At 70.9% G+C, this 20183-nt stretch carries 13 protein-coding genes, 1 tRNA gene and 2 pseudogenes; 5 read left to right on the top strand and 11 right to left on the bottom strand.

Going from position 1 to position 20183, the window contains the following annotated elements; translation table 11 throughout:
* Positions 1-342 precede the first annotated feature (342 nt).
* Both ACFV57_RS16015 and ACFV57_RS16020 read left to right on the top strand, forming a co-directional pair.
* Positions 343-1959, top strand: a complete 1617-nt coding sequence (locus ACFV57_RS16015; protein ID WP_385231404.1) for a pyridoxal-dependent decarboxylase — start codon at positions 343-345, stop codon at positions 1957-1959.
* Positions 1956-3479 carry a lysine N(6)-hydroxylase/L-ornithine N(5)-oxygenase family protein gene (locus ACFV57_RS16020; RefSeq protein ID WP_385231407.1) on the top strand — a complete coding sequence of 508 codons (1524 nt, stop codon included), beginning with the start codon at positions 1956-1958 and terminating at the stop codon, positions 3477-3479. Before ACFV57_RS16015 ends, ACFV57_RS16020 begins: the two co-directional genes overlap by 4 nt.
* A gap of 60 nt (positions 3480-3539) precedes the next feature.
* On the opposite strand, the gene ACFV57_RS16025 is transcribed toward ACFV57_RS16020, so the two are convergent.
* On the bottom strand, positions 3540-5345 hold the full coding sequence (locus ACFV57_RS16025) for a bifunctional metallophosphatase/5'-nucleotidase (RefSeq protein ID WP_385231410.1): 1806 nt from the start codon (positions 5343-5345) through the stop codon (positions 3540-3542).
* Between the two features lie 194 nt (positions 5346-5539).
* On the opposite strand from ACFV57_RS16025, the gene ACFV57_RS16030 reads away from it, so the two are divergent.
* Together ACFV57_RS16030 and pyk are read left to right on the top strand one after the other, a co-directional pair.
* Positions 5540-6244 carry an SIMPL domain-containing protein gene (locus ACFV57_RS16030; protein ID WP_385231413.1) on the top strand — a complete coding sequence of 235 codons (705 nt, stop codon included), beginning with the start codon at positions 5540-5542 and terminating at the stop codon, positions 6242-6244.
* 172 nt (positions 6245-6416) lie between these two features.
* Positions 6417-7853: a pyruvate kinase gene (gene pyk, locus ACFV57_RS16035; RefSeq protein ID WP_385231416.1), complete on the top strand. Its 1437-nt coding sequence runs from the start codon at positions 6417-6419 to the stop codon at positions 7851-7853.
* A 33-nt stretch (positions 7854-7886) separates the two neighbouring features.
* Here pyk and ACFV57_RS16040 read toward each other — a convergent pair whose 3' ends face one another.
* The 3 genes and pseudogenes from ACFV57_RS16040 to ACFV57_RS16050 all read right to left on the bottom strand — a co-directional run bounded on the left by ACFV57_RS16040 (position 7887) and on the right by ACFV57_RS16050 (position 9668).
* Positions 7887-8660: a transcriptional regulator gene (locus ACFV57_RS16040; protein WP_385231419.1), complete on the bottom strand. Its 774-nt coding sequence runs from the start codon at positions 8658-8660 to the stop codon at positions 7887-7889.
* A gap of 55 nt (positions 8661-8715) precedes the next feature.
* Positions 8716-9500, bottom strand: a pseudogene (locus ACFV57_RS16045) (hypothetical protein); the annotation flags it as partial.
* 85 nt (positions 9501-9585) lie between these two features.
* Positions 9586-9668: transfer RNA gene (locus tag ACFV57_RS16050), tRNA-Leu, on the bottom strand.
* Between the two features lie 89 nt (positions 9669-9757).
* On the opposite strand from ACFV57_RS16050, the gene ACFV57_RS16055 reads away from it, so the two are divergent.
* The gene (locus tag ACFV57_RS16055) at positions 9758-10417 is read left to right on the top strand and encodes an ANTAR domain-containing response regulator (RefSeq protein WP_385231421.1); all 660 of its coding nucleotides are present in this window, start codon (positions 9758-9760) and stop codon (positions 10415-10417) included.
* 73 nt (positions 10418-10490) lie between these two features.
* Here the strand turns inward: ACFV57_RS16055 and ACFV57_RS16060 are convergent, their stop codons facing one another.
* From ACFV57_RS16060 to ACFV57_RS16090, 7 genes and pseudogenes are all read right to left on the bottom strand, one after another.
* Positions 10491-11219, bottom strand: coding sequence for an ABC transporter ATP-binding protein (locus ACFV57_RS16060; protein ID WP_385231597.1), 729 nt, complete (start codon positions 11217-11219; stop codon positions 10491-10493).
* 141 nt (positions 11220-11360) lie between these two features.
* Positions 11361-12257 (bottom strand): annotated as a pseudogene (locus tag ACFV57_RS16065) (ABC transporter ATP-binding protein); the annotation flags it as partial.
* 7 nt (positions 12258-12264) lie between these two features.
* Positions 12265-14121 carry a branched-chain amino acid ABC transporter permease gene (locus ACFV57_RS16070; protein WP_385231424.1) on the bottom strand — a complete coding sequence of 619 codons (1857 nt, stop codon included), beginning with the start codon at positions 14119-14121 and terminating at the stop codon, positions 12265-12267.
* A gap of 5 nt (positions 14122-14126) precedes the next feature.
* Complete coding sequence (locus ACFV57_RS16075; RefSeq protein ID WP_385231427.1) at positions 14127-15056, bottom strand: branched-chain amino acid ABC transporter permease; 930 nt, start codon at positions 15054-15056, stop codon at positions 14127-14129.
* Positions 15057-15286: 230 nt separating this feature from the next.
* Positions 15287-16519, bottom strand: coding sequence for a branched-chain amino acid ABC transporter substrate-binding protein (locus ACFV57_RS16080; RefSeq protein ID WP_385231600.1), 1233 nt, complete (start codon positions 16517-16519; stop codon positions 15287-15289).
* Positions 16520-17098: 579 nt separating this feature from the next.
* The gene (locus tag ACFV57_RS16085) at positions 17099-17572 is read right to left on the bottom strand and encodes a PaaI family thioesterase (RefSeq protein WP_385231430.1); all 474 of its coding nucleotides are present in this window, start codon (positions 17570-17572) and stop codon (positions 17099-17101) included.
* Positions 17573-17735: 163 nt separating this feature from the next.
* On the bottom strand, positions 17736-20024 hold the full coding sequence (locus ACFV57_RS16090; protein WP_385231433.1) for an FdhF/YdeP family oxidoreductase: 2289 nt from the start codon (positions 20022-20024) through the stop codon (positions 17736-17738).
* Positions 20025-20183 lie beyond the last annotated feature (159 nt).

Raw genomic sequence — 20183 nt, forward strand, 5'->3', positions numbered from 1 at the left:
CGCCGGACGGGGGCTCGGCGGCTCACGGGACGGCGGCGTAGTGGTCGGCGGAACGGCGGCGTAGCGGTCCGCGGGCTCGCGCGGGGGAGGGCGCGGAGACCTGACCACAGGGTGACGGCCCCCGCAAGGAAAGGATTTGGCAACGCGCCCGTCCGGTCCCGGACCGCGGCGGGCCCCGCGGCGCGGGCCGCACGGACTGCATAGCAGGCAATCCGATCACAACCGGCCCGCGCTCCGCACCGGTACCCCTTTCGGGTTGAGCTCGTTCACCTCGGCAGGCACGCCACCCGGCCCCGGCCAGGCTGTGACGTGCCCGCTGTCGTGCACCCGAAGGACCGCCCCATGAACACCCCGCCCCTCGCCGGCGGAGCCGCAGGCCCCGAGGCCCTGCGCCCACTCCTCGGCACCGTCCTCGACGCGCTGCGCGACGGTGCCGAAGCCCGCGGCGGTCCGCTGCCCCCCGGTGGTCCCGGCCGCGTCGCCGCGCGGCTGCGGGCAGCCGCCGGGCCCGTCCTCCCCGACACCGGCACCGGGCCGCACGAAGCACTGCACACCCTGGTCCGCGCCCTGGCCGAAGGCGCCGCCGACCCCGCCGACCCGCACTGCGCCGCCCATCTGCACTGCCCTCCGCTGGCCCTCGCCGCCGCGGCCGACCTGGCCGCCGCGGCCCTCAACCCGTCCATGGACTCCTGGGACCAGGCCCCCGCCGCGTCCGCCCTCGAAGCCCGCACCGCCCGCGAACTCGCCGCCCTCGTCTACCCGCACACGCCCGGCGGCACCACCGGCCCGTACGACCCCGACGCACCCACCGCCCTCGTCACCTCCACCGGCCCCGTCACCCCCACCGGCCTCGCCCGCCCCCTCGCGACCGGCGCGCTCGCGGACCCCACCCGCACGTACGGCCCCACGCGCCCGCACGACCCCACGCGCCCGTACGTTCCCGGGGCACCCACCGGCCCCCTCCGCACTCCGGACGACGACCGGCCCGACGCCCTGGTCACCACCGGCGGCACCGAATCCAACCAACTCGGCCTCCTCCTCGCCCGCGAACACGCCCGCACCCACCACACCGCGCCCCTGCGCGTCGTCTGCGGCGCCAACGCCCACCACAGCATCCACCGCGCCGCCTGGCTCCTCGGCCTCCCCGAACCCCTCACCCTCCCCACCCCCGACGGCATCCTCGACCCCCACACCCTCCACACCGCCCTCACCGACCTCTGCCACCCCGGCACCCCCGGCGCCCCCGTCCTCGTCTGCGCCACCGCCGGCACCACCGACACCGGCGCCATCGACCCGCTGCCCGCCCTCGCCGACCTGGCCCGCACCCACGGCGCCCGCCTCCACGTCGACGCCGCGTACGGCGGCCCCGTCCTCCTCAGCGCCACCCACCGCACCCTCCTCGACGGCCTCCACCGCGCCCACACCGTCACCCTCGACCTGCACAAACTCGGCTGGCAGCCGGTCGCCGCCGGCCTCCTCGCCGTCCCCCACGCGGCCGACCTCGCCCCGCTCGCCCACCGCGCCGCCTACCTCAACGCCGACGACGACACCGAAGCCGGCCTCCCCGACCTCCTCGGCCGCTCCCTGCGCACGACCCGCCGCCCCGACATCCTCAAGATGGCCGTCACCCTCAAGGCCCTCGGCCGCACCGGCCTCGCCGACCTCGTCGACCGCACCCTCGCCGCCGCCCGCACCCTCGCCGACCTCGTCGACCGCCACCCCGCCTACGAACTCCACTCTCAGCCCACCCTCAGCACCGTCCTCTTCCGCCCCATCGGCGCCGATGACACCACCGTCGCCACCATCCGCCGCCGCCTCCTGCACCACGGCCGCGCCGTTCTCGGCCGCGCCACCACCCCCACCGGCCTCTGGCTCAAGGCCACCCTCCTCAACCCCCACACCACCACCGACGACCTCACCTCGCTCCTGAAACTCGTGGAAGGGCACACCCCCCGATGAGCACCCCCCACACCGACGCCGTCACCCTCCAACTGCCCTCTCCCGACCCCGGCCCCGCCACCCTCGTCCGCCCCCGCACCACCGGCACCGAACCCCCCGCCCCCGAGCCCGCCCCCGCCCGGTCCTCCACCGTCCCCGACGAACCACTGGACCTCGCCGGCCTCGGCATCGGCCCCTTCAACCTGTCCCTCGCCGCCCTCGCCCACCCCCTCGCCCACCTGCGCACCGCCTTCTTCGACCAGCGCCCCGCCTTCCGCTGGCACCCCGGCCTCCTCATCGAGGACGCCACCCTCCAAGTCCCCTTCCTCGCCGACCTCGTCACCCTCGCCGACCCCACCAGCCCCTGGAGCTTCCTGAACTACCTCAAGCACCGGGAACGCCTCTTCCCCTTCTACTTCGCCGAACGCTTCCACATCCACCGCGCCGAATACGACGCCTACTGCCGCTGGGTCAGCGAAAACCTCCCCGCCCTGCACTTCCGCCATCAAGTCGACGCCGTCCGCTGGAACAGCGACCGCGCCGCCTTCGAAGTCGACTACACCCAACTCGGCGACGACGGCGAAGCCGTGGCCCTCGGCCGGGCCCACGCCCGCAACCTCGCCCTCGGCGTCGGCACCACCCCCCACGTACCCGACGCCCTCAAACCCCTCGTCGACGCCCCCGCCGTACCCGTCCTGCACGCCGCCGACTACCTCGCGCACCGGGAACGCCTGCTGGCCGCCGAACACATCACCGTCATCGGTGCCGGCCAGTCCGGCGCCGAGGTCTTCCTCGACCTGCTGCGCGCCCGCCCCACCGGCCGCGAAGGCCTCCACTGGCTCGCCCGCACCGCCGCCTTCGCCCCCATGGAATACAGCAAACTCGGCCTCGAACACTTCACCCCCGACTACACCCGCTACTTCCACGCCCTCCCCGAACCCGTACGCGACCAACTCGTCCCCGGACAGTGGCAGCTCCACAAGGGCATCGACCACGCCACCCTCGCCACCATCCACGACGAGCTCTACCGGCGCACCCTCCACGGCGGCTGGCCCGACGCCACCCTCACCCCCGGCGTCACCGTCCGCACCGCGGGCCGCGTCGGCACCACCAAGATCGAACTCCACCTCGAACACCCCCACCAGGGCGCCCGCAGCCGCCTGACCACCGACGCCGTCGTCCTCGCCACCGGATACCGGGAAAGCCGCACCGACACCCTGCTCGCCGCCCTCGACCCCTACATGCGCCGCGACGCCGCCGGACGCCCCCGTATCGACATCGAACAGCGCCTCGTCCTCGACCCCTGCGTCACCGGCTCCGTCTACGTACAGAACGCCGAACACCACACCCACGGCGTCGGCACCCCCGACCTCGGCCTCGCCGCCTGGCGCAGCGCCACCATCCTCAACACCCTCACCGACAGCCCCGCCTACCCCCTCCCCACCCGCACCGCCTTCACCACCTTCGGCCTGCGCCCCTCCCCGCCCCGCACCCGCACCGACATCCCCCGCCCCCACTCCACCCTCATCGAGAACCCCTGACCCGCCCGGCCCAGGCTCCACCCCTACGGACACCTGGGCCACCGCACACCGCGCCGCGCGTCAGAACACCGGCACCCCGTCCCGGGTCAGCCGCCAGTCCACCGACGCGAACTTCGCACCGTCGATCACCCCGGTCTCCTTCACCCAGCCGATGATCACGTTCCGGATCTCCTCCGACGTCGACCACACCTGCGGCGCCCTCGCCACCTGCGGGAAATTGCCGCCACCGCTCGCCCGGTAGTTGTTCACCGCCAGCACGAACCGCGCGTCGTCCGCCACCGGCTCGCCCTCGAACGTCAGCTTCCCGATCCGCCGCCCCGGCTCCCGCGCGATATCGATCTCGTATGCGACACCGCTCACCGCGTCGTAGTTGTAATCCGGAATGCCGTCCGCGTTCGTCAGCTTCGACGGATCGACCGGAGCGCCCGCAGGCGTCCGCACGTAATACCGCGCGGAGAACTCCAGATACTCCCGCAACTGCTTCCCGGTCAGAATCCGCGCCTCCAGCGTGTTGTCGAACGGATACAGCGCCGCCATCGACCGGATCGTCACCTCACCCGCCGGCACCGACGCCGTCCGCGAGAAACACGACGCCTGCGACAACACCGGCAACTTCGCGTACGCACCACCCGCCAGCGCCTTGCGCACCGCCTCCGCCTGCACATACGCGATGAAATCCAGCACCGGCGTGTCCTTGTACGGCGCCTCCGCAGCCGTCAGCTCCGCCGTCGACCGGCCGATGACCTGATTCACATACGCGACCACCTTCCGCTGCTCCGTACGCAACAGCCGCGTGATCCGCGCATCCTCCGGCACCGTATTCGAATTCAGCACCTTCGCCGACACCGACTCCACCGACCAGCGCCCCCGCGCCCGCACCAGTTCGAAATCGAAGAGCGTCAGCCGCTGCCCCCACTTCAACGGCTCCGACAGCACCACCTCACGCCCCGTCCGCCGGTTCACCACCCGCCGCTCCGGCACCTCCACGTGCGCGTGCCCCACCAGGACCGCGTCGATCCCCGGCACCCGCTCCGCCACCAGCGCCGCCGCGTTCTCCACATACGGCAGCTGGTCCCCGTACGACGACGTGCCGCTCGTCCCCGAATGCGCCGACACGATCACCACGTCCGCACCCATCGACCGCAGCTTCGGCACCCACTTCGCGGCCTGCTCCTCCAGCCCCGGAAACGCCAGCTTCCCCTGTACGTGCGCCTTGTCCCAGATCGCGATACCGGGATTCGTCAGCCCCAGCACCGCCACCTTCACATCCCGGCCGCACGGCGTGCGCAACCGCGTCATCCAGTACGGTGCAAAAGCCGGCCGCAGCGACTTCGCGTCCACCGCGTTCGCCCCCAGCAGCGGAAAATCACAGCTCTCCTCGAACTTCCGCAGCACCGCCAGCCCGTAATTGAACTCATGATTACCGAGCGCCGCCGCGTCATAGCCGATGGCGTTCATCGCCTTCGCCATCGGATGGACCGGCCCGTTCGGACCGGTGATCGGATCGACCTTCGCGTAGTAATACGCCAGCTGCGTACCCTGGATCGTGTCACCCGCGTCGATCAGCAGCGTGTTGCGCGCCCCCTTCTCGGCCCGGACCCGTCGCACCAGCGTGGAAATCTTCGCCAGACCCACATCGTTGTGGTCCTTGTCGTCGAATTCCGCATCCGTGGCGTAGTCCCAGTTGAAGACATTGCCGTGCAGATCCGTCGTCCCCATGACCGTGAAGGCATAGCGCCGGGCCGGCCGCGCCCCGCCGCCGGACACCGGCGCGGCCGCCGCCGACGGCGTCCCCGTACCGATGAGCGCGGCCCCCGCGCCCGTGGCGACCGAACTCTCCAGGAACTTCCTACGGCCGAGCGGCATGAACATCTCCTTTGACGAAACACGGCGGTGGGCTGCGGCGACGACCGCGAGGGAAGGCCGCGGCAGCCAAGGACAACGCGCGTAGATTCTGGCTCAGCAACCCCGCGCGCAACAGCCTTCACAGGTTGCGATCAGATGACCGTCCCGCCGGACCACTCCCTGACAAACACCCCGCCCCGTGCCAGGCTGCCCCCATGACCGACCCCGACACCCGGCCCGCCGCCCTCCCGTACGGCACCCCCGACGCACCCCGCCTCGCCGTCCGCGGCGAAGCCCGCATCGAGGCCGACCCCGAGATCGCCCGCATCGACATCACCGTCCAGGCCCGCGGCACCGACCGCACCGCCACCCTCAAGGACCTCACGCGCCGCAACGACCAGGTCCTCACCCTCGTCAAGAGCTACGGCGACGCCGTCGAGAAGCTCGACACCGGCGCCTTCTCCGTCACCCCCGAGATCACCGCCAAGGGCCGCCACGAACGCGTACGCGCCTACCACGGACGCGTCCGCGTCACCGCCACCCTCGCCGACTTCACCGCCCTCGGCGAACTCACCACCCGCCTCGCCGACCTCGACCTCACCCGCGTCGACGGCCCCTGGTGGGCCCTGCGCCCCGACTCGCCCGCCCACCGCGAGGCCCGCCGGCAGGCCGTGCGCGAAGCCGTCCAGCGCGCCCGCGAATACGCCGAAGCCCTCGGCGCGCGCCTCGACGCCGTCCTCGAACTCGCCGATACCGGAACCGAGGACACCACGCCGATGCCCGTACCCGGCGGCGCGTTCCGCTCCGTCGCCTACGGCGGCGAGGCCGAAAGCGCCCCCGCCCTCGACCTCGAACCGGCACGACAAGAGGTGTACGCACAGATCAACGCCCGCTTCACGATGACGCGCCCCACCCTGTGACCGCACCCGCCCCGCGCGGGGCCGTGGGCGACACCCTCCCGCCCCCGTTCATCCGCTCATCGGAGCATGTCCGCGCCCATTCAACTACTTGTCAAGAGCCTTTCACGCAAAGGCCGTTGGCCAGTCACTTCCCCACAGTTCCCTACCTATGAGTAGGTCGTAGGGTCGGACCATGCGCCGAGCAAAGATCGTCTGCACACTGGGACCCGCCACCGACTCGTACGAGCAGATCAAAGCACTCGTCGAGGCCGGAATGGACGTGGCCCGCTTCAACCTCAGCCACGGCACCTACGCCGACCACGAGGCGCGGTACGAGCGGGTACGCAAAGCATCCGAGGAGACCGGCCGCAGTGTCGGCGTCCTCGCCGATCTTCAAGGTCCGAAGATCCGACTCGGCCGTTTCCACGAAGGCCCGGTACTTCTCGAACGCGACGACGCCTTCACCATCACCGTCCGCCCCGGCGTACAAGGCGACCGCCACTGCTGCGGCACCACCTACGAAGGGCTCGCCGGCGACGTCACCCCCGGCGAACGCATCCTCGTCGACGACGGCAAGGTCACCCTCCAGGTCACCGGCGTCCGCGGCACCGAGGTCCACACCAAGGTCGTCGAAGGCGGCATGGTTTCCGACCACAAGGGCCTCAACCTCCCCGGTGTCGCCGTCTCCGTCCCCGCCCTCTCCGAGAAGGACTGCGAGGACCTGCGCTGGGCCCTGCGGATCGGCGCCGACGTCATCGCCCTCTCCTTCGTCCGCAGCGGCGCCGACATCGAAGACGTCCACCGCATCATGCGCGAGGAGAACTGCTTCCGGCCGGTCATCGCCAAGGTCGAGAAGCCGCAGGCCGTCGACGCGATCGACGACATCGTCGCCGCCTTCGACGGCATCATGGTCGCCCGCGGCGACCTCGGCGTCGAAATGCCGCTGGAAACGGTCCCGATCGTGCAAAAGCGCGCCATCAAACTCGCCAAGCGCAATGCGAAGCCGGTCATCGTCGCCACCCAGATGCTCGACTCCATGATCGAGAACTCCCGGCCCACCCGCGCCGAGGCCTCCGACGTCGCCAACGCCGTCATCGACGGCACCGACGCGGTGATGCTCTCCGGCGAGACCAGCGTCGGCAAGTACGCCACCGAAACCGTACGCACCATGGCCCGCATCGTCACGGCGGCCGAGGAGGACCTCCTCACCAAGGGCCTGCCCCCGCTGACCGACCGCAACAAGCCCCGCACCCAGGGCGGCGCCGTCGCCCGCGCCGCCGCCGAAATGGGCGACTTCCTCGGCGCCAAGTTCCTCGTCGCCTTCACCCAGTCCGGCGACACCGTCCGCCGCCTGTCCCGCTACCGCTCACCCATCCCCCTCCTCGCCTTCACCCCCGAACCGGCCACCCGCTCCCAGCTCAACCTCACCTGGGGCGTGGAGACCTTCCTCGGCCCCAAGGTCGACTCCACCGACGAGATGGTCGCCCAGGTCGACGAGGAACTCCTGCGCATCGGCCGCTGCGAACGCGGCGACGTCGTCATCATCACCGCCGGCTCCCCACCCGGCGTCCCCGGCTCCACCAACCTCGTCCGCGTCCACCACATCGGCGAGGACGACACCCCGAAGTAACCCCACCCCGGGCCACCGCTTCGGTACACGCATTCAGTACTTGGGCCCGACGTACAGATCCATGAGGGCTACGGAGGCGCGGCGGGCCACGGACACGTTCTGCGCGCGGGGGCCGTGGCGGGCCCGCTTCCACGCCACACCCACGGCGTCCAGCGTGTCCGTACACAGCCGGACGATGTCGGCGGACGTGTTGGTGAAGAAGTACCGCGGATACTCGTACCGCTTGCGCACACCGCCCACGAGGCGGGTGGCCCAGTTCGTGATCCGGCAGCCGTCGGAATGGAACAGCCCGCGGAGGAACTCCCACGGGTGCGCGTCGACGATCTCCTGCTGCCAGGCTTCGAGAACGATGCGACGGTCGTGCTTCTTCCCGGGCCCGTGCTGCGGGAACAGACAGGGCCAGTGCCGGCTGTAACTCGACACCATGACGCAGCCCTGCTTGCGCACCAGGCAGACGCTGTTCCCGACCCCCGCCCCCGCAACAGCCGTACGGCAGGCGGCGATGAGCCCCGGCCACGCGTCCGCGCACGCGATACGCAGCACGAAGCCTCCGTGCGGATCCGGGCTGACGCAACCGTCGCCCAGGTAGAGCCCGAGCAGGTAGGCGTACGCGGCGGGGTCGGCGGGCGGCCGCGGCTCGCCCGCACACCGCGAACACTCCGTCGAACTGCGTGCGAGCGGTTCCAGCCTGACCCGCCACTCGCGGATCGCGGATCGCGATATCCCGGTCTCCTTGCTCACGGAATGGAGACTCCGCCCCTGAGCCAGCAGAGCGAGGGCGCGCTTGCGGGCGACGAGGTCGTACACGGCAGATGCACCGCCTTCCGGGTGTGCGGAGGGGGAGGAGGGCCCGCGGCGGCCAGTATTTCGGGCCGATGTGGGCGTCCATGAGGGCTACGGAGGCTCGTTTGGCCACGGAGATGTTGAAGGGGTCGCTGCCGCGTGCGAGTGTCGACCACTCGACGCCCACCTTGGTGAGGGCGTCCGAGTACAACGTGCGAATGTCGTCTGATTTGTTGGCGAACAGGTAGCGCGGGTATTCGTAGCGCTTCGTTTGGCCGCTGACCATCCGTGTGGTCCAGTTCGTGATGCGGCATCCGTCGGAATGGAAGAGACCGCGGATGAGCTCCCAGGGGCGGGCGTCGACGATGTGCTGCTGCCAGGGCTCCAGTGTGATCGGCCGGTCGTGCTTCTGGCCGGCGCCGTGCTGTGGGAACAGGCACCAGAGACGCTTGGAGTACACCTTCACGTTGTGACAGCCGGTTCTGCGGACACGGCATACGGAGTTGTCCGGGAAGACCGCGCGCATCGCGGCTTCGCACTCGTCCATGAGGCCGGGCCACACGTCCCCGCAAGCGATCATGAGGCTTGGTACGCGGTGCTGGGAGTGCTGGATGATGTGGCCGTCGCCCAAGTAGAGGGCCAGAAGGTAGGAGTAGGCGGCTTCGTCGCGAGGGCGTCCGTCGCACCGGGGCATTGGGGGTTGTGGGAGCCCGGACACGTTCCGCGCTTTGAGCGGTCCACGTGCAGCCAGTAGCTGACCGTCCCGAGCGGCACGTTCAGTGCCCTGGCGACGTCCGCGTTTCTGGAGCCCGAGCGGAGCACGGACAGGGCTTTGAGCCGCACTTCGGAGCTGTGTGTTGTCACACGATAACCCTGCGTGATGGCTGCGTGACGTGTGGCGTGACGCCCTAATTTCACGAGAATGTGGTCGTCCGCTTTACGCTGAGGGTGCCCGGTGTGGGATTCGAACCCACATGCCCTAAGGCACGGCTGTTTGAGAGCCGCGTGTCTCACCAGTTCCACCAACCGGGCCGGTCGCTTAGGACACCATACCGTGTGCCGCTGAGCAGCTGCCGCTAGGTAGGCTGCAAGAGCACCACCTGCCTGGAACGAGGAGACCCGTGAGCGCCGCCGAGCCCGAGCAGCCCGTCGCCGACGACGGCCAGTCGCATGTCCCGCCGCAGACGACCCGTGTGGTCATCGCCGAGGACGAGGCTCTCATCCGTCTCGATCTCAAGGAGATGCTGGAGGAAGAGGGGTACACCGTCGTCGGCGAGGCCGGGGACGGTGCGCAAGCCGTGGAGCTGGCCCGGGAGCACCGGCCGGACCTGGTGATCCTGGACGTGAAGATGCCGGTCCTCGACGGCATCTCCGCCGCCGAGCGGATCGCCGAGGAGAGCATCGCCCCGGTCCTGATGCTCACCGCGTTCTCGCAGCGCGAACTGGTGGAGCGGGCGCGGGACGCCGGGGCCATGGCGTACCTGGTCAAGCCGTTCAGCAAGAGTGACGTGGTGCCGGCCATCGAGATGGCCGTGAGCCGCTTCACGGAGCTGAAGACGCTGGAGAAGGAGGTCGCCGACCTCACCCAGCGGCTGGAGACCCGCAAGCTGGTGGACCGGGCGAAGAGTGTCCTGCAGACCCAGTACGGGCTGACCGAGCCCGCCGCCTTCCGCTGGATCCAGAAGACGTCGATGGACCGTCGGCTGTCCATGCAGCAGGTCGCCGAGGCGGTCATCGAGGACGCCGAGGAGAAGAAGCTGAAGAAGGAGAAGGAAGGGTAGGAGGGGCAGGACTTCGGGGAGGGACGGAAGGGGGCGTGCCGGTGACCGGCACGCCCCCTTCCGCGTGTTCTGTTCAGTCCTCGCCCAGATATGCCTTCCGTACGGATTCGTCGTGCAGGAGTTCCTGGCCGGTGCCGGACAGGACGACGGTGCCGGTTTCCATGACGTGGCCACGGTCGGCCAGGGAGAGGGCGGCCTGGGCGTTCTGTTCGACGAGGAGGATGGTGGTGCCCTGGGCGCGCAGTTCGCGGATGGTGTCCATGATCTTCTGCATCATGATGGGGGACAGGCCCATGGAGGGTTCGTCCAGCATCAGCAGTTTGGGGCGGGACATCAGGGCGCGGCCCATGGCGAGCATCTGCTGCTCGCCGCCGGAGAGGGTGCCGGACGCCTGGCGGCTGCGTTCGCCGAGGATGGGGAAGAGTTCGTAGACGCGCCGGATGTCGGCCTCGATGCCGGCCGGGTCCTTGCGCAGGAACGCGCCGAGCTTGAGGTTTTCCGCGATGGTCAGGCGGGGGAAGAGGCGGCGGCCTTCGGGGGAGTGGGCGAGGCCGCGCTCGACGATCTTGTGGGCGGGGGTGCCGGTGAGGGGTGCGCCGTCGAAGGTGATCTTTCCGGCGAGGGGTTTGAGGAGGCCGGAGAGGGTGCGCAGGGTGGTGGTCTTGCCGGCGCCGTTGGTGCCGATGAGGGTGACGACCTGGCCGGCCTCGACGGTGAACGAGATGCCTTTGACCGCTTCGATCTTGCCGTAGGCGACGCGCAGGTCCTCGACCTGGAGGAGGGGTGGGGCGGCCGTGGTCATCGGGGGTCTCCTTCCGGGGTGGCGTTCCCGGGTGGGGAGTCCTCGGGTGGAGTCCGTACGTGCGGTGTCCGTCCCCGTGGTGTCCGTGCCCGCGGCGTCCGTGCGTGCCGAGTTCGTACGTGTCGAGGCTGTACGTGCCGGGTCCGTGCGTGCCGCGTCCTCCTGGGCGGCCTGGCTCCGGTCGGCGGCGCGGGCCTGTTCCTCGGCGGCCCGTACTTCGGCGGCCTCCTCGGCGCCGGGTGCGTCCTCGAAGGGCGTGCCGAGGTAGGCGGCGATGACGCGTTCGTCGGCCTGGACGACCTCGGAGGTGCCTTCGAGGAGTTTCTCGCCCTGGACGAGGACGGCGACGCGGTCGCAGAGGTTGAAGATGAAGCGCATGTCGTGCTCGATGACGAGGACGGCGGTGCCCTGGTCGCGGATGGCGAGGACGAGGGCCTGGGTGGCGCGGGTCTCCTGGGGGTTCATGCCGGCGGTGGGTTCGTCGAGGAGGAGCAGGCCGGGTTCGCTGGCGAGGGCGCGGGCGATCTCCAGCTTGCGCTGTTCGCCGTAGGGCAGGTTGCGGGCGAGGTGGTCGCGTTTGGCGGCGAGGCCGGTGAACTCCAGGAGTTGCATGGCGCGTTCTTCGGAGGAGCGTTCGGCCTTGCGGAAGCCGGGGCCGCGCAGGAGGGCGGACCAGAGGCCTTCTTTGGTGCGGGTGTGGCGGCCGACGAGGGTGTTTTCCAGGACGGTCATGTTGGCGAAGAGTCGGATGTTCTGGAAGGTGCGGGCGATGCCGGTCTGGGTGACGAGGTGGGGTTTGCGGGAGAGGCGGCTGCCTTTGTAGCTGACGGTGCCTTCGGTGGGGACGTAGAGGCCGGTGAGGCAGTTGAAGAAGGTGGTTTTCCCGGCGCCGTTGGGGCCGATGAGGCCGACGATCTCGCCGGCCCGGACGCTGAGGTCGACGCCGCGTACGGCGGTCAGGCCGCCGAAGCGCATGGTGACGCCGGCGGCTTCGAGGACGGTACCGGCGATACCGGCGGTGCTGGCTGGTGTGGTCATGGTCGCGTCACGCCTTCGCCTGGGTGCCGCCGATGGCCTGGTCCCGTTCGGGCAGGCCGGTGTCGGGCGGTACGTCGAGCTGGCCGGTCTCGTGGAATTCGAGCTGCTTCCTGCGGTCGGGGATCAGGCCCTCGGGGCGGAAGCGCATGAGCAGGACGAGGGCGAGGCCGAACAGGAGCAGCTGGTAGTCCTGGAGGAAGTCGAGTTTGGCGGGGATGAGGTAGAGCAGGGCGGCGCCGACGAGGGGGCCGCTGAGGGTGCCCATGCCGCCGAGGATGACGGCGGCGAGGAGGAAGGCGGAGTTGGGCGGGGTGGGGCCGGCGAACTGGAACTGTTCGGGCGTGACGGTGGTGACGACGTGGGCGTGCACGGTGCCGGCGAGTCCGGCGAGGGCGGCGCCGAGGGCGAAGGCGAGCAGGCGCAGGCGGAAGCTGTTGATGCCCATGGCGACGGCGGCGGTCTCGTCCTCGCGGATGGCGATCCAGGCGCGGCCGATGCGGGAGGCGGCGGCGCGGCGGAAGACCAGGACGACGAAGGCGGTGACGAGGATCATCAGGAGGTAGTAGTTGCCGTAGGTGGCGATGGTGACGCCGAGGATTTCGTGGGACTCGCCGAAGTTGAAGCCGAGGATCTCCAGGTTGGGAATGTTGGGGATGCCCATGGCGCCGTTGGTGACGTCGGGGCCGGTGGTGCCGTTGAGGTTGAGCATGGCGATGCGGAAGATCTCGCCGAAGCCGAGGGTGACGATGGCGAGGTAGTCGCCGCGCAGGCGCAGGGTGGGGGCGCCGATCAGGACGCCGAAGACGAGGGAGGCGGCGGCGCCGGTCAGCAGGGCGGCCCAGAACGGGAAGTGCACGCCGAGGGCGGATTCGGGGCTGCCGGAGACCAGGGCGGCGGCGTAGGCGCCGACGCCGAGGAAGGCCACGTATCCGAGGTCGAGGAGCCCGGCGAGGCCGACGACGACGTTCAGGCCGAGGGCGACGGTGGCGAAGATCAGGATGTTGGCGCCGATGATCGTGTACTGGTCGGTTTCCTGGGTGAAGGGGAAGCCGGCGGCGGCGACGAAGGCGGCGGCCAGCGCGACGCCGCGGTGCCGGGCGGTGATGGCGGTGAGGCGGCCGATGAGCCCGGCGCGGTGCAGGGCGGGTACGGCGAGCGCGACGAAGATCAGGTAGCCGACGAAGGGCGGGCCGTCCTCCGCGTCGACGCCGTAGGTGAAGACGAAGAGCGCGGCGCCGAAGGCGGCGGCGATGACCAGGATCTCGCCCCAGGAGGGCAGTGTGAGGGTGGGTTTGCGCAGGGGGACGGGGGCCAGGGCGCCGGTGAAGCGGTGCCAGGCGCCGGGTGGCGGGCCGGTCTCGCGGCCCGCGGGGGCGGTGCGGTCGGCGGGCAGGCCCAGGGCGCCGAGGAGGGTGGCGAGGGCCGCGGCGCCCGCGACGAAGCCGCCGGGTTCGAGGTTGACGAGGCCGCCGAGGTGGACGGCGATGGCGCCGAGGGTGAACCAGGTGGCGGCGAGGGTGGCGGTGGCGGCGAACAGGACGGGGGCGTTGCGGCCGGCGGGGGTGAGCCAGCCGAGGCCGCGTACGCCGAGGCCGGAGAGGGTGAACAGGAGGGTGAGGACGCCGCCGGCGAGGGTGATCAGCTGGAGGCCGGCGGGTGAGCCGTAGTAGGTGAGGTCGCCGGGGAAGTCGCTGCTCCAGGTCCAGGCGAGGGCGGTGGAGGCGGCGGTGGCGAGGGCGGCGGCCGCGGTGGTGAGGCGGGCGCCGTGTTCGGCGAGGGGGAGGACGCCGGGCGGGTGCTGCGGTGGGGCGCCGGCGGTCTTCGCGGGGTTGCCGTTGCCGCCGTTGGCGGGTGTGGTGGTCATCGCTATCACGCCCGATCCGCGACGCGTTCGCCCAGCAGGCCCTGTGGCCTCAGGAGGAGTACGAGGATGAGGAGGACGAAGGCCCAGACGTCCTTCCAGGCTCCGCCGCCGAACTGCTGCATACCGGGGATCTCCTCGACGTAGGCGGTGGCGAGCGCTTCGGCGACGCCGAGGACGAGACCGCCGAGCATGGCGCCGTAGATGTTGCCGATGCCGCCGAGGACGGCCGCGGTGAAGGCCTTGAGGCCGAGGATGAAGCCCATGCGGAACTGCACTTCGCCGGTGCGCAGTCCGTAGGCGACGGCGGCGACGCCCGCGAAGGCGGCGCCGATGGCGAAGGCCAGCACGATGATCCGGTCGGTGTTGACGCCCATGAGTTTGGCGGTGTCCGGGTCCTGGGCGGTGGCCTGCATGGCGCGTCCGCTGCGGGTGCGGGCGACGAAGAAGCCGAGGGCGATCATGCAGACGGGGGCGGCGACGATGACGAAGATGTCGCCGCGCTGGACGGTGGCGCCGAGGATCTCGAAGGCGTCGCCCTTGAACTGGGGGAAGACGCGGGCCTTGTTGCCTTCGGGGTACCACTTCCAGACGGCCTGCTGGAGGGCGATGGACAGGCCGATGGCGGTGATCAGGGGCGCGAGGCGGGGCGCGCCGCGCAGCGGCCGGTAGGCGAAACGTTCCGCTGCCACGCCGACGAGGACCGAGACGACGACGGCCCCGAGGAGCATCAGGGGCAGCGCGAGGAGGAGGGACGTACCGGACGGCAGGGCGAGGAAGACGGTGAGCGCGCCGAAGCCGCCGACCATGAAGATCTCGCCGTGCGCGAAGTTGATGAGCTGGACGATGCCGTAGACCATCGTGTAGCCGATCGCGATGAGTCCGTACATCGCGCCGAGGATGAGTCCGTTGGCCAGCTGTTGCGGCAGTTCGTTCACCGCAGGGCCTCCGTGGGGTGGGAAGACGGTACGGGCGGTGGCGGCGGCCCGGGTGCCGGGGGCGTTCGTGGCGTCCTGGCGCGGGCGGGGCACTGGCCGGTGTGGTGCGGCGGGCCCGGGGACCGCGGACGGTCCGGGCCCGCCGGCCTCGGCGGTACGGGGCCGGCCGGGGCGCGTCTTGCGGATCTTCCGGGTCGGGCTGATCCGAAAGGCACTCCCCGGGCCGGGTCTCAGCTCTTGCCGGCCTTGTCGAACTTCTTGAACTCCGCGCTGAAGCGGGCCGTCCACTTGCCCTGGTCGACCTGGTAGGCGGTGATCATGGTGTTGGTGGTGTCGCCGTACTTGTCGAAGGCGACGTGGCCGGTGACGCCGTCGAAGGAGACCTGGTTCAGGGCGTCGACGACCTTCTTGCGCGCGTCGCCGGGCAGCTTGCCGCCGTTGTCCCCGACGACCTTCTTGACGGCCTGGATCAGGGCCCAGGTGGCGTCGTAGGAGGAGCCGCCGTACGCCTCGTAGCGGTCCTTGTAGCCGGCGGCCTGGTAGTCGCTGATGAACTTCTTGGCGGAGTCGAGCTGTTCGACGGGCTTGCCCACGGAGGAGGCGTAGTCGCCCTGCGCCTTCTTGTTGAGCTTGATGTAGTCGGCGCTGTACATGCCGTCGCCGCCCATCAGGGGGACGGTGACGCCGCCGTCCTTGAGCTGCTGGCTCAGCGGGCCGGACGCGGGGTACTCGCCGCCGTAGAAGACGACGTCGGGCTTGGCCGCCTTGACCTTGGCGACGACGGCCTTGAAGTCGCGGTCCTCCGGGTTGACGTGCTCGGAGCCGACGATCTTGCCGCCCAGCTTGGTGAACTGGGTCTTGAAGGAGGCGGCGAGGCCCGCGCCGTAGGTCTTCTGGTCGTCGATGACGTAGGCGTTCTTGAACTTGGCCTTCTCCCAGGCGAACTGGCCGTCGAAGGCGCCCTGGACCTCGTCGGTGGTGGCGGTGCGGAAGTAGGTGGAGAACTGGCGGACGCGTTTGTTCTGCTTCCAGTCCTTGCCCTGGGTGAGGTCGGGGGTGGTGTTGGCCGGGGATATCAGGGCCACGCCGCTCTGCTGGGCGACCTGTTGCATGGACTGGGCGACGCTGGAGTTCAGCGGGCCGACGATGCCCAGGACGTCCTTGTCGCCGGCGAACTTGGTGGCGTTCTGCTGGCCGACGTTGGCCTGCGCCTTGTCGTCGAGCGGTTCCAGCTTGAAGTCGACGCCCTTGACCTCGCCGGCCTTGTTGGCGTTGTCGACGGCGAGCTGGGCGGAGTTGCGGATGCCCAGGCCCAGGGCGGAGAGCTCGCCGGTGATCGGGGCGTCGAGGCCGATGGTCACGGACGTCTTCGAGCCCTCGCCGCCCTTCTTGTCGTCGCCGCGGGAACCGCATGCGGAGACGGTGAGGGCGCCGGCGGTGACCGCGGTGGTGAGTATGAGCAAGGAACGGTGACGCACGATCAGTCCTTTCCCTGGCGCGGTCGGTGCGCGTCGCACGACCGTTTCGCGCGCCGGGCTGTACGGGTGGTACAGGGTCCGTGCTCGTGGCGCGCGCCCGGCGGCGCGGTGACTGGCGGTGACTCTAGAGCGGTGCCGTGTGACCTGACAGCGGCGCTGACCAGGATGTGACGCTCTTGTTATGACCGTCGATGAGCGTTTTGCCCTCATGCCCCTTACATCCGGCGCGGACGCCGGGCGGAGCGTGAACTCGCACTTCCCGCAGGGGATTTGAGGCCGATCATGGTCTCGATGTCCGCATATCGGATGTGACGTGCGGGACGGATGCGCGGCGGGTGCACGGAAGGGAGCCCGGCGGCGCAGGTGCCGGCCGGGCGGGCTACGGAGCGTTATGGGGCGCGGGGGCGTACGGGACGGAGCGGAGGAGCGCAGGTGCGCGCCCGGCGCAGACCCGGGGGCGGGAGTGTCCCGGGGAGTACGGCGACGGCCCCGCTCCCTGGACCGGGAACGGGGCCGTCGTGACGGTGTGGACGCCGCCGCACCGTGCCCGGCGCGGCGGCGGGCTCAGCCGCGGTACACCGACGCGTCCGCGTCGCGCAGCATGCAGGTCAGCCGGGCGCTGCAGACCCGCTTGCCGTCCTCGTCGGTGATCGCGATCTCGTACGTGGCGGAGGAGCGGCCGCGGTGGACGGGCGTGGCGACGCCGGTGACCAGGCCGGAGCGGGCGCCGCGGTGATGGGTGCAGTTCAGGTCCACGCCGACGGCGAGCTTCGTGGGGCCGCCGTGCAGCATCGCGCCGACCGAGCCGAGGGTCTCGGCGAGCACCGCGGAGGCGCCGCCGTGCAGCAGTCCGTACGGCTGGGTGTTGCCCTCGACGGGCATGGTGCCGACGATGCGCTCCGGCGCGGCCTCCAGGACCTGCACGCTCATGCGCGTACCGAGGTTGCCGGCGGAGAACAGCGCGGTGAGGTCCAGGCCGAGCCCGGCCCACTGGTCGATGATCTCCTGCGGAAACGTGGTCGCGCGCTGCTCGCCCATGTCCTGCGGCTCCGTTCGTGTGCCGGTGGCGTCGGTGCGGCGGGTCCGTGCGGTGCCGGTCCGACGCCGGTCGTTGAGTCGTGCATGTTCTTATCAGGCTACGCAGCGGCGGTCCGGCCCGGGGCCGAGACCCCGGGCCGGACGGACGGCGCGAGCCGCGCGGCTACGCCTGCGGAGCCACCGGTTCCAGGCGGACGACCAGGGACTTCGAGGCGGGGGTGTTGCTGGTGTCGGCGGTGTGGTCGAGCGGTACGAGGACGTTGGTCTCCGGGTAGTACGCCGCCGCGCAGCCGCGCGCGGTGGGGTAGTGGACGACGCGGAAGCCGGGCGCGCGCCGCTCCGTGCCGTCGGTCCACTCGCTCACGAGGTCCGTGTACGAGCCGTCGGCCAGGCCGAGCGCGCGGGCGTCCTCGGGGTTGACCAGGACGACGCGGCGGCCGTTCTTGATGCCGCGGTAGCGGTCGTCGAGACCGTAGATGGTGGTGTTGTACTGGTCGTGCGAGCGCAGTGTCTGCAGGAGCAGCCGGCCCTCGGGCAGCTCCGGATACTCGACGGGCGCGGCCGTGAAGTTGGCCTTGCCGGTGGCCGTGGGGAAGCGCCGCTGGTCGCGCGGGGCGTGCGGGAGGGCGAAGCCGCCGGGGCGGGCCACCTTGGCGTTGAAGTCCTCGAAGCCGGGGATGACGCGGGCGATCCGGTCGCGGACCGTGCCGTAGTCCTTCTCGAAGTCCTCCCAGGGCGTGGGGCTGTCCGGGCCGAGGACGCGGCGCGCGAGGCGGGCGACGATGGCGGGCTCGGAGAGCAGGCGCGGGCTCGCGGGCGCCAGCCGGCCGCGCGAGGCGTGCACCATGCCCATGGAGTCCTCGACGGTCACGAACTGCTCGCCGCCCGCCTGCACGTCGCGCTCCGTGCGGCCCAGGGTGGGCAGGATCAGGGCGCGGGCGCCGGTGACCACATGCGAGCGGTTGAGCTTGGTGGAGACGTGGACGGTCAGCCGGGCGCGGCGCACGGCGGCCTCGGTGACGTCGGTGTCGGGGGTGGCGGAGACGAAGTTGCCGCCCATCGCGAAGAAGACCTTGGCGTCGCCGTCGCGCAGGGCGCGGATGGCCCGTACGACGTCCAGGCCGTGCTCACGGGGCGGCGCGAAGCCGAACTCCTTCTCCAGGGCGTCGAGGAAGGCGGGCGCGGGGCGCTCGAAGATGCCCATGGTGCGGTCGCCCTGCACGTTGCTGTGGCCGCGCACCGGGCACACGCCCGCGCCGGGGCGGCCGATGTTGCCACGCAGCAGCAGGAAGTTGACGACTTCCTGGATGGTGGGGACGGAGTGCTTGTGCTGGGTCAGGCCCATCGCCCAGCAGACGATCGTGCGGCGCGAGGCCAGGACCATCTCCAGCGCGCGCTCGATCTCCTCGCGGGTCAGGCCCGTGGCGGCGAGCGTGGCCTCCCAGTCCGCGTCCGCGCGGGCCGCCGCCGCGAACTCCTCGAAGCCGTGGGTGTGCTCGGCGACGAACTCGGTGTCGACGGCGCCCTCGGTCTCCAGGATGAGCCGGTTGAGCGTACGGAACAGGGCCTGGTCGCCGCCGATGCGCACCTGGAGGAAGAGGTCCGTCAGCGCCGTGCCGCGGCCGGCGAGGCCGCGCGGGGACTGCGGGTTCTTGAAGCGCTCCAGGCCCGCCTCGGGCAGCGGATTGATCGAGATGATCTTCGCGCCGCCGCTCTTGGCCCGCTCCAGCGCGGACAGCATCCGGGGATGGTTGGTGCCCGGATTCTGTCCGGCGACGATGATCAGATCGGCCTTGTACAGGTCCTCCAGCAGGACGCTGCCCTTGCCGATGCCGATGGTCTCCGTCAGCGCGGAGCCGGACGACTCGTGGCACATGTTCGAGCAGTCGGGCAGGTTGTTCGTGCCGAACTCGCGGGCGAAGAGCTGGTAGAGGAAGGCGGCCTCGTTGCTCGTACGGCCGGAGGTGTAGAAGACGGCCTCGTCGGGGGAGGCGAGCGCGGCCAGCTCCTCGCCGATGATGTCGAAGGCCCGCTCCCAGGACACGGGCTCGTACCGGTCGGCGCCCTCGGCGAGGTACATCGGCTCGGTCAGGCGGCCCTGCTGGCCGAGCCAGTAGCCGCTGCGCCCGGCGAGGTCGGCGACCGGGTGGGCGGCGAAGAACTCCGGGGTGACGCGGCGCAGCGTGGCCTCCTCGGCCACGGCCTTGGCGCCGTTCTCGCAGAACTCGGCCGCGTGGCGGTGCTCGGGCTCGGGCCAGGCGCAGCCGGGGCAGTCGAAGCCGTCCTTCTGGTTGACCCGCAGCAGTGTCAGGGCCGTGCGGCGCACCCCCATCTGCTGCTGGGACACGCGCAGCGCATGGCCGATGGCCGGCAGACCGACGGCGTAATGCTCGGGCGGCGTGACCTCGGGCGAGTCCTGGATCGGGTCCGACGCGGGCGGCTTGCCTGCCATGGCGCTCTCCCTTGAGCCGAGTGGTGTGCGGTGAGGGGTACCGGCGCCGCCGACACCGCGGGGCGGCGATCGGTGCCGTATACAGAATCCTGTCACGGACGGCTGACGGCGGCGCCGCCGCGGTCGTCGCGGCGGGGATTGTCAGTGGGGCGTGGCAGG

The organism is Streptomyces sp. NPDC059788 (assembly GCF_042732265.1).
Classification (GTDB): domain Bacteria; phylum Actinomycetota; class Actinomycetes; order Streptomycetales; family Streptomycetaceae; genus Streptomyces.

Bases quoted from the DNA above. Each gene is read 5' to 3' on its own strand.
- ACFV57_RS16015 (WP_385231404.1), top strand. From the start codon at position 343: ATGAACACCCCGCCCCTCGCCGGCGGAGCCGCAGGCCCCGAGGCCCTG.
- ACFV57_RS16020 (WP_385231407.1), top strand. From the start codon at position 1,956: ATGAGCACCCCCCACACCGACGCCGTCACCCTCCAACTGCCCTCTCCC.
- ACFV57_RS16025 (WP_385231410.1), bottom strand. From the start codon at position 5,345: ATGCCGCTCGGCCGTAGGAAGTTCCTGGAGAGTTCGGTCGCCACGGGC.
- ACFV57_RS16030 (WP_385231413.1), top strand. From the start codon at position 5,540: ATGACCGACCCCGACACCCGGCCCGCCGCCCTCCCGTACGGCACCCCC.
- pyk (WP_385231416.1), top strand. From the start codon at position 6,417: ATGCGCCGAGCAAAGATCGTCTGCACACTGGGACCCGCCACCGACTCG.
- ACFV57_RS16060 (WP_385231597.1), bottom strand. From the start codon at position 11,219: ATGACCACGGCCGCCCCACCCCTCCTCCAGGTCGAGGACCTGCGCGTC.
- ACFV57_RS16070 (WP_385231424.1), bottom strand. From the start codon at position 14,121: ATGACCACCACACCCGCCAACGGCGGCAACGGCAACCCCGCGAAGACC.
- ACFV57_RS16085 (WP_385231430.1), bottom strand. From the start codon at position 17,572: ATGGGCGAGCAGCGCGCGACCACGTTTCCGCAGGAGATCATCGACCAG.
- ACFV57_RS16090 (WP_385231433.1), bottom strand. From the start codon at position 20,024: ATGGCAGGCAAGCCGCCCGCGTCGGACCCGATCCAGGACTCGCCCGAG.